Below are 16,577 nucleotides of genomic sequence, written 5' to 3'. Positions count from 1 at the left end.
TAATACTAAGCTTGCTTGATTAAACAGTAAGCTGGTTTAGTAAAATAATAAAATGTTTAGCTTACTCAACTAAATAGACTAAGTTAAAAATTGAAATAGCTTAGTTTAAAAATAAGTAAGCTTAGTTATATGGTAAGTTTACTTATTTCAGAACCTATATAACTAGGTTAAGCTAGCTAGGTTGTTAAGTATACAAAGTTGTTTTTGAGACTGAAAAATAAAACTGTATATTGCTGTTCTATAAAGGCTATGAATTTTCTATAAAAAGTTGACTATGATTGATTACCCAAAATTTAAGGTATCAATGAATTAAAGCTTCCTGTTTGTTAAGGAAGTATTTCTTTTTGTGTTAAAAACATAGCTAAAAATTCAATAATAACCATTTTAAAAATTAAGATTATGAAAAACAAATTTTTGTTAGTGGCTACTTTGGCTGCTGTAGTATTCACTTCTTGTACGCAAGATAAATTAGAGGAGGCTCCTAAACAGGAAGAAGCCAGAATTTCGCGTCCGTACAATGCACTAAACTATAAAGAATTAGTGCCTATGTTAGAGCATTATGACCAAACAAGAAAACCGGTATTAGAAAAAGCCTTAGGGTATGAAGATACCCGTATGAATTATTATTCTATTGAAACTATTGAAAATTATTTGACCTATGTAAAAAACTTAGCCAAAGAAAAAGGAATTAAACTTACCGGAATTAATTTTGTTTCAGCAGCATATCCAAATAAAACGAGTCATGGTGTGCCTAACTATCAAAATTTAATATTTATGCCTACAACAGAAGTCAATGGGAAAAATATTTGTTTTGATCCGGTGCAGTCTACAACTGATAAGGTAGTAACGGTAAAAGAAATGTTAGCCCATTATGGCTATAAATGGGTGTATGATAGTAAAGAAGATTATGAAAACAGAAATAAATCTGATAAAGAATTACAGCAAAAAAAGGTGTATAGAAACTCAATGACTGACTTGGAAAGTGGAACGGGAAATAGAGGGCAAATATCTCCTCCATACTAAAAAAACAAATTTTGAAGAGGTTAGTATGTTGCTAACCTTTTTTTGTGGAGTAAAACAAGAGTATAAGTCTTTAAAATCCTTTAGGGGAATCGCTATAGGCTTTAGGGGGTTTTCCCTGATTATTTTTTTAAAAAGGTTGATTTTCTTAGAGGTAGTAAAAAATGATTTGTTTTTAAAATGTACATGAATGTATATTTGGCTAACATTAAACCAAACTTATCATGGAAAAAAATAATTTATTTAGAAGAATCATTGCTATACTAAGTAGTTTGTTCGGAAGAAAGTGTAACTGCGATGAATGTATAGAAAAAGCGAGTGAAAAAGGAATCTTTTGTTACAAAGATGAAGGTAGAACAAAAGAAATGCTAAATTACTCAGAAATTATAACAGCATTAAAAAGTTATGATACCAGTAGGATAGCGCCTTTTGAAAAAGCTTTTGGTTATGAAGATTCCAGAGTGAACACCTTTGATTTTGTACAATTCAAAAAATACTTAGGACATGTTGAAAATTTAAGTAAAAAAGCCAATATAAAAATGACCGGGATTAGCTTTATTTCGGTAGCTAAAATGCATGAAAACGAAAAGAAAGAATATGGCAGTCTTATTTATATTCCTTCAACAACAGTTAACGGAATGCAGGTGCTTTATGATCCGGTGCAAAGTGTACGTCAAGGAACTTTAGTAACGTTTAAAGAAATGTTAGAAAAGCATGGCTATAACTGGATTTATGACTCTAAAGAAGCATATAAAAAAGGAAAAAGAGATGATTATAATTATGGATTAAAATCAGATCAAAAAAGTAGGATGATGGTTATGAGTACTATTTTAAATGATACTCTGGAAGGAGAAGAAGAAAGCGGTGCTGGGAATAGGAGTCATTTAACTCCTCCCTATTAATAATAATTAGCCATGATATTCTTAGTATTAATACATCTTATTTCCTTGTTAAGCTTAGTGTTGTTTTTCATTAGGTTTAAGATGAAGAAATTTAAGTGGGACTTAAGGCTTTTCGTGGCATATTTATTTTTAATTTGTAGTTTTGATTTATTCGCTTTATGGATAAGGGTATGTGGAGGTAATACTTCTCCTTTGTATAATTTATTAACTATTTTTGAATTTAACGTTCTGTTTTTGATGTATGGAGAAGTTAGTAGAGATGTAGGTGCGAGGTTGTTAAGAGATATAAATCTTTTTATTTTTAATGTCTCTGTTATATTAACTAGTTTTTATTTTGGTAGAGTTGTCTTTTTAGATAAATTTAATAATGTTTTACCGGTAATAGGAGCTTTACAGATAAGCGTTTTACTAATGTTGTTTCTTAGGGAATTTTTATTGTCGGAAGAAATATTAAATTATAAAAGAAGCATTTATTTTTGGATTACTACTGGATTATTACTATACTATTTAGGTACTTTACCATTAACAGTTTTTTTTAGTTTTATGAAAGTGGGCGGGAGTTTTGTTTTAGTTTATAAAGTTCAAAACGCACTAACAATTTTAATGCATATTTGTTTTATAATAGGAGGGCTATGGAGTTGGAACAAGGACAAATAGTAGTTTTGATGTCTACTTTTATTGTAGTTATAGTTGTTGCTTTTTTGGTGATTTTATTTACCGTTTTTCAACGACGTAAAAATAAATTATTACTTGAAAGAGAGGAGATTAAAAAGCGTTTTGAGCGAGAAATAGCTGAAACTCAAATAGAAATAAGAGAAGAAACACTTAGAAGTATTAGTTGGGAGTTGCACGATAATATCGGGCAACTCTTAACTTTAGCCAAAATACAATTGCAACAGGCTTCTCCTGAAAATTTAAAAGAAATAACAGAAACCATTAGCAAAAGTTTAACTGAAATTAGAGCATTATCTAAGTTAATAAATCCGGAGTTTATTAATAATATTAAGTTTACAGATGCTTTAAAATTAGAAGTAGAGCGCTTTAACAGGTTAAATTATATTAATGCCAGCCTAACTATTTTAGGAGAAGAAAGAGTGGTTAACTCAAAACACGGCATTATAATTTTTAGAGTGTTACAAGAGTTTTTTTCTAATACCATAAAACACTCTAAAGCCACTGACTTGGATGTGGTTTTGCACTTTAAAGAAAAAGAACTGGCTATAGAAGCGAAAGACAATGGGGTAGGGTTTGAGGTAGAAAAAGTTTCCTTAAAAGGCATAGGTTTACAAAATATAAAAGCCAGAATTAAACTCATAAATGCTAAAGCAACTTTAAAATCAGAGCCCGAAAAAGGTACAACTTTAACAATAAATTATTATTTTTAAGCATTCCCCTAGTTAGCAGAAACGAAACCTAAACTAAACTTTATTATGAAATATTCAGTAGTTGTTGTAGACGATCATACTTTGTTGTCGCAAGCAATTGAAGGTATGGTAAACACCTTTGATAAATTTAAAGTTTTATATACTTGTAAAAACGGGAAGGAATTATCTGAGAAATTTTTGGGGTCACCTAAAAATATACCGGATATTGTGCTGGTAGATGTTAATATGCCGGTAATGAATGGTATTGAAACTACACAATGGGTAGTTGAAAATTACCCACAAGTACACGTGATGGCCTTATCAGTAGAAGATGCAGATGGTACTATTTTAAAAATGCTTAAGGCAGGTGCAGTTGGGTATTTACTTAAAGATACTCAAAAAGAAGTATTAGAAAAAGCCTTAGTGGAACTTATGGAAAATGGTTTTTACCATACCAAAGAAGTGACTAACTTATTATTAGAATCCGTTTCCGGAAAAAATGGGAAAAGTAATATAGAATTTAAAGAAAACGAATTGACGTTTATGCGATTAGCTTGTTCTGAATTGACCTACAAGGAAATTGCAGAAAAAATGTTTTTAAGCCCTAAAACCATAGATGGGTATAGAGATAGCTTGTTTACCAAACTTGATGTTAGAAACAGAGTGGGCTTAGTAATGTATGCTATAAAGAATAAAATTTATACTCCCTAAAATCTAACTATTAGAAGAAAAATATTCCCTAAATTTGCATTATGGAAGAAACGAATAGACAGCGTAAAATTGCAGGAGTATTGCAGCAAGATTTAGTAGATATTTTACAACGTGCTGCTCAAGACGGAATGAAAGGAGTTATCATATCTGTCTCAAAAGTATCTGTAACGGCAGATTTAGGGGTAGCAAAAATATATTTAAGTGTATTTCCGTCTGAAAAAAGAGACGAAATAGTCAAAGGAGTAAGATCAAATACCACACGTATACGTCATGAATTGGCTCAGCGTACTAAGAATCAATTACGCAGAATGCCGGAATTATTATTTTATGGAGATGATAGTCTTGATTATATTGAAGAAATTGATAAGTCTTTAAGCGGAGACGATGTAGATCCTATTAAAAATCCTGAAATATTACCAAGACGTCAAAAACGATAATAGGCAGTGAAGAATTAAAAAAAACTCCTACATTTAAGTTGTTAACCTATTTTAAACAGCCTGTTGAACTTTTCTTTATACATAGCCAAAAGATATTTATTTTCTAAAAGTGGGACTAATGCTATAAATATAATTACATTTATTGCTGCTTTTGGGGTAGTTGTAGGTACCACAGCTTTATTTGTTATTTTGTCAGGGTTTTCCGGGTTACGAACATTTAGCGACTCTTTATTAGAAGTATCTGATCCGGATATTAAGATTACAGCGACAAAAGGAAAAACAGTTGTAATTACAGATAAAATTAAAGATATTTTACAAAAAAATGAAGCTATTGAAGCATATTCTCAAGTAATTGAAGAAAGAGTTTCTTTAACGTATAATGATAAAAATCACATTGCTTATATAAAAGGAGTTGATGAGTTTTACAATCAGGTAGTCAGAGTTGATTCATCTTTAAGTGTAGGTAATTGGTTAGATAAAGAATATAAGAATACGGCAGTTATAGGCGCTGGAATTTCTTATAAACTTTCTTTAGGAACCTATAACTTTGGTGAACCCTTACATATTTTTGTGCCGAAACCGGGTACAGGATTTATTACAAACCCAAATAAGGCTTTCAATTCAGTTGATGTACAAATAGTAGGAGTCTATTCAGGATCAGAAGATTTTCAGAATAAATATGTGTTCACTAATATATCATTAGCAAGAGAATTGTTGAACTATTCTGATACAGAAATTACTGCTATTGAAATCAAAGTAAAAGAAACGTTTGATGCTAATGAGGTTAGAAAAGAGTTAGCAGAACGTTTAGGAGAAGCCTTTGAAGTAAAAACAAAAAGGCAATTAAATGCACTTTACTACAAAGTGGTGAATACAGAGAATTTTATTTCTTATTTAATATTTACATTAATTATTGTTATTGCATTATTTAATGTAATAGGCTCTATTATCATGATGATTATTGATAAAAGACAAAACCTTAAAACATTGTTGAGTTTAGGAAGTAGTGTTCAGGAAATAAAGAAAATTTTTATTTATCAAGGCTTTTTGTTGGTAATGGTAGGTATGTTAATAGGTTTGATATTAGGTGTTATCTTAGTCTTTGTTCAATTACACTACGGTATTTTTATGATAACCTATAACTTGCCGTACCCTGTAGAGTTCAAATGGTTAAATTTACTGGTAGTTGTGCTAACCATTACTTTATTAGGATACTTAGCTGCTAAAATTGCAAGTTCCAGAATTACTAGAATTTTTATTGAAAAATAAAAAAGGATAGATTATTATCTATCCTACTGTTGTATTTCCAAATTTCTCTTTTATTAACTCAAAAGTTTCAAAAACATCTTTCGGGTCATCAGAAGTTACCATATTTAAACGATATTCTTTAAAATGAGGAATTCCTTTAAAATAATTTGTATAATGTCTTCTGGTTTCCACAACACCTAAATGCTCACCTTTCCAGTCAATAGCCATTTCTAAATGACGACGAGCCATTTCAGCACGTTCTACTACAGTCGGCTCGGGTAAATGTTCACCGGTTTTAAAATAATGCTTAACTTCATTAAAAAACCAAGGATAACCAATAGAAGCTCTTCCAATCATACAACCATCCAGGCCATATTTATCTCTCATTTCCATTGCCTTTTCAGGAGTATCCACATCACCGTTTCCAAAAACAGGAATGTGCATTCTCGGATTATTTTTAACTTCAGCAATAGGTCCCCAATCAGCATTTCCTTTATACATTTGTGCTCTGGTACGTCCGTGAATAGAGATAGCTTTACAGCCAGCATCTTGTAAACGTTCAGCAACTTCAACAATTCTAATCGAATCATGATCCCATCCCAAGCGTGTTTTTACAGTAATGGGTAAATTAGTATGTTTTACCATGGCTTCGGTAAGTTTTACCATCAGATCAACATCTTTTAAAATACCGGCACCGGCACCTTTAGAAACTACTTTTTTTACCGGACAGCCAAAATTAATATCAATAATGTCTGGATTTGTTTTTTCAACAATCTCAACTGAACGTAACATAGACTCTAAGTTGGCTCCGAATATTTGAATACCCACAGGTCTTTCACGTTCGTAAATATCTAATTTCATAACGCTTTTAGCTGCATCACGAATTAAACCTTCCGATGAAATAAACTCAGTAAATACCACGTCAGCTCCGTTTTCTTTACATAACGCCCTGAAAGGAGGGTCGCTAACATCTTCCATTGGAGCTAATAACAAAGGAAAATCAGGTAACTCTATAGTGTCAATTTTAACCAAACCAAAAAATTTTTGCAAAGGTACATTTTTTAAATAAAAATTGTATAAATACTGTATCTTTGTCGGTCATCAGTAGATTAGAAATAGGTACATGAAAAACATAAGAAATTTTTGCATCATTGCGCATATTGACCACGGAAAGAGTACGTTGGCTGATCGTTTGTTAGATTCTACTCAAACAGTGACTGAGCGTGAAAAGCAAAACCAATTGTTAGATAATATGGATTTGGAGCGTGAGCGAGGTATCACTATAAAATCGCATGCAATTCAAATGGAGTATACCTACGAAGGTGAGAAATATATCTTGAATTTAATTGACACTCCCGGACACGTAGATTTTTCATATGAAGTTTCACGATCTATTGCAGCCTGTGAAGGAGCGTTACTTATTGTAGATGCAGCTCAGAGTATACAGGCACAAACCATTTCTAATTTATATTTAGCACTTGAAAATGATTTAGAAATCATTCCTGTTTTAAATAAAGTAGATTTACCAAGTGCTAATCCGGAAGAGGTAACTGATGATATTGTTAACTTGTTAGGTTGTCGTCCGGAAGATGTAATTCCGGCCAGTGGTAAAACAGGTTTTGGAGTTGATAAAATTTTAGAAGCTATTATTAATAGAATACCAGCCCCTAAAGGAAATCCGGAAGCTCCTTTAAAGGCGTTAATTTTTGATAGTGTATATAATTCGTATAGAGGAATTGAAACGTATTTTAGAGTAATCGATGGTTCTATAAAAAAGAATCAGAAAATTAAATTCATGGCCACCGGTAAAGAATATTTTGCTGATGAGGTGGGTACGTTAAAGTTAAATCAAGTTCCTAAAAATGAAATAAAGACTGGTGATGTAGGATATTTAATTACCGGAATTAAAACAGCAAAAGAGGTAAAAGTAGGTGATACCATTACTGATTTTGTAACACCAACAACTGAAAGAATTCAAGGATTTGAAGATGTAAAGCCTATGGTTTTTGCCGGAATTTATCCGGTGGATACTGAGGAATATGAAGAACTAAGATCTTCTATGGAAAAATTACAGTTGAATGATGCATCCTTGGTTTTTCAACCGGAAAGCTCAGCAGCTTTAGGATTTGGTTTCCGTTGTGGATTTTTAGGAATGCTTCATATGGAGATTATTCAGGAGCGTTTAGAACGTGAGTTCAATATGACTGTGATTACTACAGTACCAAACGTTTCGTACCATGCTTTTACCAATAAAGAACCGGATACTATTATCGTAGTAAATAATCCATCTGATTTACCGGATCCTTCAAAATTAAACAGAGTAGAAGAGCCTTTTATTAAAGCGTCTATTATTACAAAATCTGACTTTGTGGGACAAGTAATGAGTTTGTGTATAGAAAAAAGAGGGCAAATTGTTAATCAAACCTATTTAACACCGGAGCGTGTAGAATTAACTTTTGAAATGCCTTTAGCTGAAATTGTATTCGATTTTTATGATCGTTTAAAAACAGTATCTAAAGGATATGCTTCTTTTGATTATCATCCAATAGGAATGAAATCATCGAAATTAGTACGTGTAGATATGTTATTAAATGCACAACCTGTTGATGCTTTGTCTTCTTTATTACATGCAGATAATGCTTATGGAATAGGAAAGCGTATTTGTGAAAAATTAAAAGAATTAATACCGCGTCAGCAATTTGATATTCCTATACAGGCAGCTATTGGAGCAAAAATTATAGCGAGAGAAACGGTTAAAGCACTTAGAAAAGACGTAACAGCAAAATGTTATGGAGGTGATATTTCACGTAAACGAAAATTATTAGAAAAACAGAAAAAAGGAAAAAAACGTATGCGACAAATTGGAAATGTTGAAATTCCGCAGCAAGCGTTTATGGCTGTTTTAAAATTAAATGACTAAATAAAATAAAAGGTACTGATTTCAGTACCTTTTTCATTTTATAAAAATAATGGATTGTTCATTTTTGTATTTATTGTACCAATACATAAATATTAACTGTTTTTTATCGTACTGTGTTAAAGAAAATATAAGCTTAGTTTTGTTGAGGAATAAAGAAGAATACCTCCCGTTTTTAGTAATATATAAAGTTTAATTGTACAGTTACTTTGTTGAATTTATATACTTAACAAATGTTAAGAAGAAAATTATTAAAAACTAAAAACTAATTTAAAAATGAAAAATTATTTAAAAAAAGCAATTTGCTTGTCTATGCTTATAGGAGCTGGATTAGTAACAACAGCAGAAGCGAAACAACAACAAGTTCAAAAAGCGGTTAGTGTTTTAACCGTACAGGAAACAGCCATTGAAGCTACATTTGAAGGATACACTGATAAAGATGGGTATACTTTTGTTTTAGGGGATGGAAAAAAAGTTTTTTTTGAAGAAGTTTCTGATGAGGTATTGAAAAACTTTGATTTAAAATCCAATGCTTTAAAAGGAAAAAAGTTTAAAGTAACCTATACTGTTGAAGAAAATGACGAGGGTGAAGTATATACAATCGTAGGTTTTGAAAAAAAGGATAAATAATTTCATACTTTATCTAATTAAATAAAAACCTCTTTAAGAAATACTCTTAAAGAGGTTTTTTATGATAATATTTTTTAATCCCTACTGGCAGCCATTAATCGCATAGCCCAATAAGCTAACATAGCTAATGAACCCAGGGCAGCTACTAAATAAGTTCTGGCAGCCCATTTTAAAGCGTCTCTTGAACCAGCCAACTCTTCACGAGTTACTACATGTTTGTTTTCTAACCAAGCTAAAGCTCTATTACTAGCATCATATTCTACAGGTAGTGTAATAAAACTAAATAAAGTACCCATAGCCATTAAAACCACTCCGGCAGCTAAAACCCAATAACCGAAGCTAGAAGTTGCACCTAAAATTAATCCACCAAAAATTAAATACTGTGAAAATTGCGAAGAAATAGTAACCATAGGAACTAAATTTGAACGCATTTCTAACCACTTATAAGCTCTGGCATGTTGAACAGCGTGCCCTACTTCATGGGCAGCAACTGCTGCTGCGGCTGCATTACGTTGATTATATACACCTTCACTTAGGTTTACGGTTTTGTTTTTAGGATTGTAATGATCTGTTAACATACCGGGAGTAGAAATCACACGAACATCATAAATTCCATGATCTTGTAGCATTTTTTCAGCAATTTCAGCACCGCTCATTCCATTTCGTAAGCTAACTTTAGAGTACTTTTTGAATTTTTGTTTTAGTACATTACTAATAGCCCAACTTAAAAGAGTGATAACTCCAATAATGATATAATATCCTATTCCCATAATTTTATTTTTTTCTAATTTAAATTCTTTTTTAGTTAATAACTTTACAGCATAAATTATTCCATAATATAATAACAAATAATTATATGTCAAAATGACAAAGAGACCAAATATACTTATAGTTTATACAGGGGGAACCATTGGGATGGTTAAAGATTATGTAACCGGAGCTTTAAAAGCATTTGATTTTAGTCAAATATCTAATAAAATTCCCGAGTTACAGCAATTACATTGCACTATAGAAACCATTTCATTTGATGAACCAATAGATTCATCTAATATGGATGTTAATTATTATGTAGAAATAGCAGAAATTATAGCCGAGAATTATACCAAGTTTGATGGTTTTGTAGTTTTAACAGGATCAGATACCATGTCTTATATATCGTCAGCTATTAGTTTTATGTTTGAAAATCTGCAAAAACCGGTAATTTTTACAGGATCGCAGCTTCCTATCGGAGATTTAAGAACAGATGCTAAAGAAAATTTAATTACCTCAATACAAATTGCAGCAGCTCAAGAAAATGACGAACCTGTAATTCAAGAAGTGGGATTATATTTTGAGTATAAATTATACAGAGCTAATAGAACAACTAAGATTAGTGCAGAGCAATTTGAAGCCTTTTCTTCAATGAATTATCCGCCTTTAGTAGAAAGCGGCGTACATCTAAATTTTAACTATCCTATCTTATTAAGGTCACAAAACAAGGAAGAAAACTTAATTTTTAGAAAAAAGTTAGATAATAATATTGCTGTTTTAAAGCTATTTCCGGGAATTACTGAAAAAGTCGTTAAAAGCTATTTGAATATTGAAGGCTTAAAAGGAATTATACTTGAAACATACGGAGCAGGAAATGCTCCTACGAAAAAATGGTTTTTAGATATTTTAGAAGCATTTGTTAAAAAAGATATCTATGTGGTAAATGTAACACAATGCGCCGGAGGAAGTGTTATTTTAGGACACTATGAAACAAGCTCAAGCTTAAAACATATAGGAATCATAGATGGAAAAGATATTACAACAGAAACAGCTGTGGCTAAAATGATGTATTTGTTAGGCGAAAATTTGGCAAAAGAAGAATTTAGAAATTATTTTGAATCCCCATTACGAGGAGAGATTAATGAATAACTTAAAAAAATGTTAATTATTTTAATATAAATGCTTGAATACCTTATAATAAAGGTGTTGTGTTAATGTTAATATATAAAACCGTTATTTTTTTTTTAAGAACCAACATTTTTTTGTTACTTGCCACTCTGAAAATAAAAAATGCAATAAGTGTACATAAAACCTATACTTATTATTGTTTTTTTATTAAAATCATAGTAAAATTTGTATTTTTAACCCGTTAACTATTTAAAATTAATTATAACAAAATGAAAAAAGTAGTAAATATCCTAACTATAGCAGGATTTATGTTCTTAGGAGCTATTCAATCAACTTACGCTCAAGAAGCTGAGAAAACTTTTCACCAAGAGTTAAAGCAACGTTTTATTGAAGGAGGTCCTGGTTTTATGGGGATAGTATTAGTGGCTTTAATATTAGGTTTAGCTATTGCTATTGAAAGAATCATTTATTTAAATATGGCTACAACCAATACTAAGAAGTTAGTAGCTAACGTAGATGAAGCATTAAGTTCAGGTGGAGTTGAGGCTGCTAAAGAAGTATGTAGAAATACTAAAGGTCCTGTTGCTTCTATCTTTTATCAAGGTTTAGAAAGAGCTGACGAAGGTTTAGATGCTGCTGAAAAAGCTGTTGTAGGATACGGTGGAGTTCAAATGGGATTATTAGAAAAAAATATCTCTTGGCTTTCATTATTTATTGCTTTAGCACCGATGTTAGGATTCATGGGTACTGTAATTGGTATGATTGAAGCATTTGATGCAATTGCTGTTTCTAACGATATCTCTCCAGCGGTAGTAGCAGGTGGTATTAAAGTAGCACTTTTAACAACAGTATTCGGTTTAGTAGTAGCAATTATCTTACAGATATTCTATAACTATATCGTTTCAAAAGTAGATACTATCGTTAACACTATGGAAGATGCATCGATTTCTTTAATCGATTTATTAGCTAAATATAAAAAGTAATTAAAAGATTATGAATAGTAAAATATTAAAAATTGTAGTTGCTATTTTATCTTTAGTAGGTATAGGACTTTTCTTAAGAGTTTCTGGTATCAACTCTGAAGATAAGGTTGCAATTTCAGAAGCTGTATCTCCATTAGTAACGTATTCTTTAGTGTTATTAGGATTAGCAGTAGCAGCAGCGGTAATAGCTTCTTTATTAGGAATGTTTAAAAATCCTGCGGCTCTTAAGAAAACTTTACTAGGAATAGTTGCTTTAGCAGTTGCATTGTTAATCTCTTACATTTTATCGTCAGATGGTCAAGTAGTTGACGCTAACGGAAGTGTAATTGCAGCAACTGGTTCTCAAGTTTCTAAATATACAAGTACTGGAATTTGGGTAAGTTTAATCCTTTTAGTTGTAGGAGGAGTATTCTTTGTAATAGATTTAGTAAAAGGTTTAATTAAATCATAATTAATTATGGCAAGAAGAGAAAACCCAGAAATTAATGCAGGTTCTATGGCAGATATTGCCTTCTTGCTACTTATCTTTTTCCTTGTAACTACCACTATGGATGTTGATTCAGGAGTTTCTAAGAAATTAGCTGAAAAGCCTCCGGTAGATTTTAAACCGCCAATTATTAAAGAAAAAAATATTTTTGAGGTAAGTATTAACCGTAACAACCAACTTTTTGTAGAAGGTGAAATTATGGAGTTGAAAGACCTTAAAAAAGCAGCAATGGACTTCATAGATAATGGAGGTGGGGTAGGTAAAGTTGAAGATGGTGTAGAAACAGGACCATGTACATATTGTAAAGGAGCTAAAGACCCTGATTCTTCTGATCATCCAAACAAAGCAGTTATATCTGTTGAAAGTGATAGAGGAACCGAGTATGGTACTTATGTTGCTGTACAAAATGAATTACTAGCCGCTTATACTGAGTTACGTAATAGATTATCTGAAGAGAAATATGGCGTGAGTTTTACTGAGTTAGAAGAGGAGTTTAAAACTAGTAATAGAAAAGATGAGTCTTTAAGAAAAAAAGTTGAGGATATAAAAAACAGCTATCCTCAGGTAATATCTGATACTGACCCAACGAATGTTCAATAATACTAAAAACAAGAATTATGTCTAAATTCAAAAAGAAGAAAAAAGGACTTCCAGCTTTATCAACGGCATCCTTACCTGATATTGTTTTTATGTTATTATTCTTCTTCATGGTAACAACAACAATGAGAGAAACAGATTTATTAATCGATTCTCCTCGTTTACCAAGTGCTACTGAAGTAAAGAAGTTAGAACGTAAAAGTTTGGTAAGTACCATTTATGTAGGAAAAGCTAAAGATCCTAAATATGGTTCAGGATATGATCGTATTCAATTAAATGATAAAATAGCAACTGCAAATGATGTACCTGCTTTTATCTTTAAAGAGCGCGAAAATGTTTCTGAAGCAGAAATACCCTTTATGACGACCTCTATTAAAGCAGACAAAGAATCAAGTGTTGGTACTTTGGCTGATATAAGAGAGAAATTAAGAGATGTTAACGCTCTTAAATTAAGTTTATCTACTCATAAAGGAAGTGTAATTAAAAAGTAGTTATTTATATAATAAGCTTATATAAAAAAGTGCAATCTGTTAACGATTGCACTTTTTTTATTGTATAGGAGTTATATTTACAGACTCAAAAGTTATATTATACGTTTTAATGTTAAAAGAGAATTTATTGATGAAAAAAATAGTTGTGTTTTTAACTTTTATGCTGGTAAATAGTTTATATGCTCAAAAAGATTCTTTACAGATTGGAGATAGATATTTTGAAGATCAATTGTATTTAGATGTGAGCTATAATGTTTTGCGCAACCAACCTGAAGGAGTAAAGTCAAGTAGCTTTTCTTATGGTATCTCCGCCGGATATATTAGAGATATTCCACTTACAAAAAACGGAAAACTTGCTTTGGGAATTGGAATAGGGTATGGTTATGATTCTTTTAGCCATGGCTTAAAAGTAATTAAAGCTAATTCAACTTACACATATCAAGCAACTGATAATACTAGTAATACGTTGCAAATACATGCTGTTGAATTTCCAATACAATTCAGAATTAGAGCTTCTGAGGTTAATAAATATTCTTTTTGGAGATTATATACCGGGGTTAAATTAAGTTACAATATAGCTAATAAATTTAGTTATCTTGATGATAATAATGCGACGGTTAGTAACACTAATAATTCAAATTATAATAAATTCCAAGCAGGTTTAACAATGTCTGCCGGATATGGAACATTTAACTTTTATATTTATTACGGATTGATGCCTCTTTTGAATAATGCTGAAATTAACTCAATGTCAATAGATAGTAAAGTTTTTAAGCTAGGTTTAAGCTTTTATCTTTTATAGTAAGTAATAGACTATAAATTGAGAGATAAACCCTAAGAAAAAGCCTGTATACACTTCTTTTGGAGTATGTGCTTTTAGGTATAATCTTGAAGATGCTAAAAAACCTGAAAGAAGGGTAAAAACAATAATAATTGGAAGTATACTAATGCCATGAATTTGTTGAAATATCAAAAAGTAGCCTAAAGCTCCTCCCATAGACAACAAATGTAAACTAGATTTTAGTTTAGTAAAGAATAATAGATAGGTAATTACCAACCCAAGTACAATTCCATAAAAAAGTAAGCTAAGATCTCTTACAATGCTTAACTTTTGAAATAATTCTGCAAGAAAGAAAAGCAAGGCTATCATAAAAAACAGGGGTATTTTTCTTTCTTTAATGCTGAAAACCTGATACGATTTAATATAACCTACCGCTTTTAAAAATACAAGAAGTAGTAATGGAATTACATACGTAGAGGTAAATACAATGCCTAATATGGTTAATTGTTGCTCCTGAGTCAATTTTGCAGGAGAAAAGATAAAATATAGTAAAATACCAATAGTAGGCATTACTATTGGGTGTAAAATAGCGGATATGAATTTATGCCAACGCATTAAATTTCTTTTCTTAAACGAGCAACCGGAATATCTAACTGCTCTCTATATTTAGCCACCGTTCTTCTGGCAATAGGGTATCCTTTTTCTTTTAAGATTTGAGATAACCTCTCATCTGTTAACGGCTTACGTTTATCTTCTTCTAAAATAACAGTTTCTAAAATCTTTTTAATTTCTTTGGTAGAAACATCTTCTCCTTGATCATTTTTCATTGATTCAGAGAAAAATTCTTTAATCAATTTAGTACCATAAGGCGTCGTAACATATTTACTGTTAGCTACCCTTGATACTGTTGAAACATCCATATTAATATCATCAGCAATATCTTTTAAAATCATGGGCTTTAACTTTCGCTCATCACCGGTTAAAAAATATTCTTCTTGATAATTCATAATTGAGTTCATAGTAATCAAAAGAGTTTGCTGACGTTGTTTTATGGCATCAATAAACCATTTGGCAGCATCTAATTTTTGTTTTATAAACAAAACTGCATCTTTTTGAGTTTTGGTTTTATCTTTTGATTCCTGATAGCCTTTAAGCATATCACTATATTCTCTTGAAACTTTTAATTCAGGAGCATTACGTGAGTTTAAAGTAAGTTCTAAGTTTCCTTCAATAATTCTAATCGTAAAATCCGGAACAATTTGCTCGGCAACTTTATTATTACCATCATAAGAACTTCCCGGCTTAGGGTTTAATCTGCTTATTTCAGTAATAACTTCTTTAAGTTGTTCTTCTGAAATATTGAATTTTTCTAAAAGTTTATTGTAATGTTTTTTTACAAAATGATCAAATGATTCCTCTAATACCCTAATGGCTAAGCTTCTGCTTTCTTTTTCGGGTTTGGCTTTTAATTGAATAACTAAGCAATCTTTTAAATTAAGAGCGCCTACCCCCACCGGATCTAGTTTTTGAACAACATGAGTTAATACTTCTTCTACTTTTTCTTCTGAAGTATAAATGTTTTGGGTAAATGCTAAATCATCTACTAAATCAACAATATCTCTTCTTATATATCCGCTATCATCAATACTTCCAACTAAAAATTCAGCAATAGCTCTTTCGTTTTCATCAATTCTGAAAGTATTTAATTGATTTTTTAACGATTGATGGAAAGAAGTTCCAGCAGCATAAGGGACCTGCTTTTCATCATCATCAGAAGAATAATTGTTTGCTTGAGTTTTATAACTAGGAAACTCATCATCACTTAAATATTCATCAATATTAATATCTTCAGCATCGATTTTTTCGTTTCCAGAATCATCATAATCAACATCGTTTGAGAAAGAATCTTCAAAATTGTCGTTTTCTTCTTTTCCGGTATCTAAAGCAGGATTTTCTTCAATTTCCTGTTTTAAGCGTTCTTCAAATGCTTGTGTAGGCAATTGAATAAGCTTCATCAGCTGGATTTGCTGAGGAGATAGTTTTTGTAGTAATTTTTGTTGTAAACTTTGCTTTAACATAGTTACAAATATATGAATTCGGGTAAAATAAAATCGCCACTCTTTATAGAATG

The 16,577-nt window shown here is 31.1% G+C and carries 19 protein-coding genes; 15 read left to right on the top strand and 4 right to left on the bottom strand.

Going from position 1 to position 16,577, the window contains the following annotated elements; translation table 11 throughout:
* Positions 1-399: 399 nt before the first annotated feature.
* From ACQY1Q_RS09725 to ACQY1Q_RS09695, 7 genes are all read left to right on the top strand, one after another.
* The gene (locus ACQY1Q_RS09725) at positions 400-1,023 is read left to right on the top strand and encodes a hypothetical protein (protein WP_431005117.1); all 624 of its coding nucleotides are present in this window, start codon (positions 400-402) and stop codon (positions 1,021-1,023) included.
* Between the two features lie 221 nt (positions 1,024-1,244).
* On the top strand, positions 1,245-1,922 hold the full coding sequence (locus ACQY1Q_RS09720) for a hypothetical protein (RefSeq protein WP_431005116.1): 678 nt from the start codon (positions 1,245-1,247) through the stop codon (positions 1,920-1,922).
* A 234-nt stretch (positions 1,923-2,156) separates the two neighbouring features.
* Entirely contained in the window at positions 2,157-2,579 is a 423-nt protein-coding gene (locus ACQY1Q_RS09715) for a hypothetical protein (RefSeq protein WP_431005115.1), read from the top strand.
* A complete protein-coding gene (locus ACQY1Q_RS09710; protein WP_431005114.1) occupies positions 2,555-3,307 on the top strand; it encodes a sensor histidine kinase in 753 nt (250 codons plus the stop codon). Before ACQY1Q_RS09715 ends, ACQY1Q_RS09710 begins: the two co-directional genes overlap by 25 nt.
* 45 nt (positions 3,308-3,352) lie before the next feature.
* A complete protein-coding gene (locus ACQY1Q_RS09705) occupies positions 3,353-3,997 on the top strand; it encodes a response regulator transcription factor (protein ID WP_431005113.1) in 645 nt (214 codons plus the stop codon).
* Positions 3,998-4,038: 41 nt separating this feature from the next.
* Complete coding sequence (gene rbfA, locus ACQY1Q_RS09700; RefSeq protein WP_431005112.1) at positions 4,039-4,434, top strand: 30S ribosome-binding factor RbfA; 396 nt, start codon at positions 4,039-4,041, stop codon at positions 4,432-4,434.
* A gap of 63 nt (positions 4,435-4,497) precedes the next feature.
* Positions 4,498-5,703, top strand: coding sequence for an ABC transporter permease (locus ACQY1Q_RS09695; protein WP_431005111.1), 1,206 nt, complete (start codon positions 4,498-4,500; stop codon positions 5,701-5,703).
* A gap of 18 nt (positions 5,704-5,721) precedes the next feature.
* On the opposite strand, the gene dusB is transcribed toward ACQY1Q_RS09695, so the two are convergent.
* Positions 5,722-6,714, bottom strand: coding sequence for a tRNA dihydrouridine synthase DusB (gene dusB / locus ACQY1Q_RS09690; protein ID WP_431005144.1), 993 nt, complete (start codon positions 6,712-6,714; stop codon positions 5,722-5,724).
* 91 nt (positions 6,715-6,805) lie between these two features.
* On the opposite strand from dusB, the gene lepA reads away from it, so the two are divergent.
* Together lepA and ACQY1Q_RS09680 are read left to right on the top strand one after the other, a co-directional pair.
* Entirely contained in the window at positions 6,806-8,602 is a 1,797-nt protein-coding gene (gene lepA, locus ACQY1Q_RS09685) for a translation elongation factor 4 (protein WP_431005110.1), read from the top strand.
* A gap of 273 nt (positions 8,603-8,875) precedes the next feature.
* On the top strand, positions 8,876-9,229 hold the full coding sequence (locus tag ACQY1Q_RS09680; RefSeq protein ID WP_431005109.1) for a hypothetical protein: 354 nt from the start codon (positions 8,876-8,878) through the stop codon (positions 9,227-9,229).
* 74 nt (positions 9,230-9,303) lie between these two features.
* Here ACQY1Q_RS09680 and ACQY1Q_RS09675 read toward each other — a convergent pair whose 3' ends face one another.
* Positions 9,304-9,999, bottom strand: a complete 696-nt coding sequence (locus ACQY1Q_RS09675; protein WP_431005108.1) for a zinc metallopeptidase — start codon at positions 9,997-9,999, stop codon at positions 9,304-9,306.
* 94 nt (positions 10,000-10,093) lie between these two features.
* On the opposite strand from ACQY1Q_RS09675, the gene ACQY1Q_RS09670 reads away from it, so the two are divergent.
* The 6 genes from ACQY1Q_RS09670 to ACQY1Q_RS09645 all read left to right on the top strand — a co-directional run bounded on the left by ACQY1Q_RS09670 (position 10,094) and on the right by ACQY1Q_RS09645 (position 14,467).
* Positions 10,094-11,128, top strand: coding sequence for an asparaginase (locus ACQY1Q_RS09670; RefSeq protein WP_431005107.1), 1,035 nt, complete (start codon positions 10,094-10,096; stop codon positions 11,126-11,128).
* A 248-nt stretch (positions 11,129-11,376) separates the two neighbouring features.
* The gene (locus ACQY1Q_RS09665; protein ID WP_431005106.1) at positions 11,377-12,090 is read left to right on the top strand and encodes a MotA/TolQ/ExbB proton channel family protein; all 714 of its coding nucleotides are present in this window, start codon (positions 11,377-11,379) and stop codon (positions 12,088-12,090) included.
* Positions 12,091-12,100: 10 nt separating this feature from the next.
* Positions 12,101-12,541, top strand: coding sequence for a hypothetical protein (locus ACQY1Q_RS09660; RefSeq protein WP_431005105.1), 441 nt, complete (start codon positions 12,101-12,103; stop codon positions 12,539-12,541).
* A gap of 6 nt (positions 12,542-12,547) precedes the next feature.
* On the top strand, positions 12,548-13,177 hold the full coding sequence (locus ACQY1Q_RS09655) for an ExbD/TolR family protein (protein ID WP_431005104.1): 630 nt from the start codon (positions 12,548-12,550) through the stop codon (positions 13,175-13,177).
* A 17-nt stretch (positions 13,178-13,194) separates the two neighbouring features.
* Positions 13,195-13,665, top strand: a complete 471-nt coding sequence (locus ACQY1Q_RS09650; protein ID WP_431005103.1) for an ExbD/TolR family protein — start codon at positions 13,195-13,197, stop codon at positions 13,663-13,665.
* Positions 13,666-13,795: 130 nt separating this feature from the next.
* A complete protein-coding gene (locus ACQY1Q_RS09645) occupies positions 13,796-14,467 on the top strand; it encodes a porin family protein (RefSeq protein ID WP_431005102.1) in 672 nt (223 codons plus the stop codon).
* On the opposite strand, the gene ACQY1Q_RS09640 is transcribed toward ACQY1Q_RS09645, so the two are convergent.
* Both ACQY1Q_RS09640 and rpoN read right to left on the bottom strand, forming a co-directional pair.
* Positions 14,462-15,061 (bottom strand): hypothetical protein, encoded by a 600-nt coding sequence (locus ACQY1Q_RS09640; RefSeq protein WP_431005101.1) that lies wholly within the window; start codon positions 15,059-15,061, stop codon positions 14,462-14,464. The two genes, ACQY1Q_RS09645 and ACQY1Q_RS09640, sit on opposite strands and share 6 nt — an antisense overlap.
* On the bottom strand, positions 15,061-16,524 hold the full coding sequence (gene rpoN, locus ACQY1Q_RS09635; protein ID WP_431005100.1) for an RNA polymerase factor sigma-54: 1,464 nt from the start codon (positions 16,522-16,524) through the stop codon (positions 15,061-15,063). The genes ACQY1Q_RS09640 and rpoN overlap by 1 nt, the downstream gene beginning before the upstream one ends.
* Between the last annotated feature and the right edge of the window lie 53 nt (positions 16,525-16,577).

It is taken from the genome of Tenacibaculum sp. TC6, assembly GCF_050606265.1.
GTDB lineage: Bacteria > Bacteroidota > Bacteroidia > Flavobacteriales > Flavobacteriaceae > Polaribacter.
The sequence above is the reverse complement of the archived record's forward strand: the minus strand, read 5'-3'. Positions and strand labels throughout refer to the sequence as shown.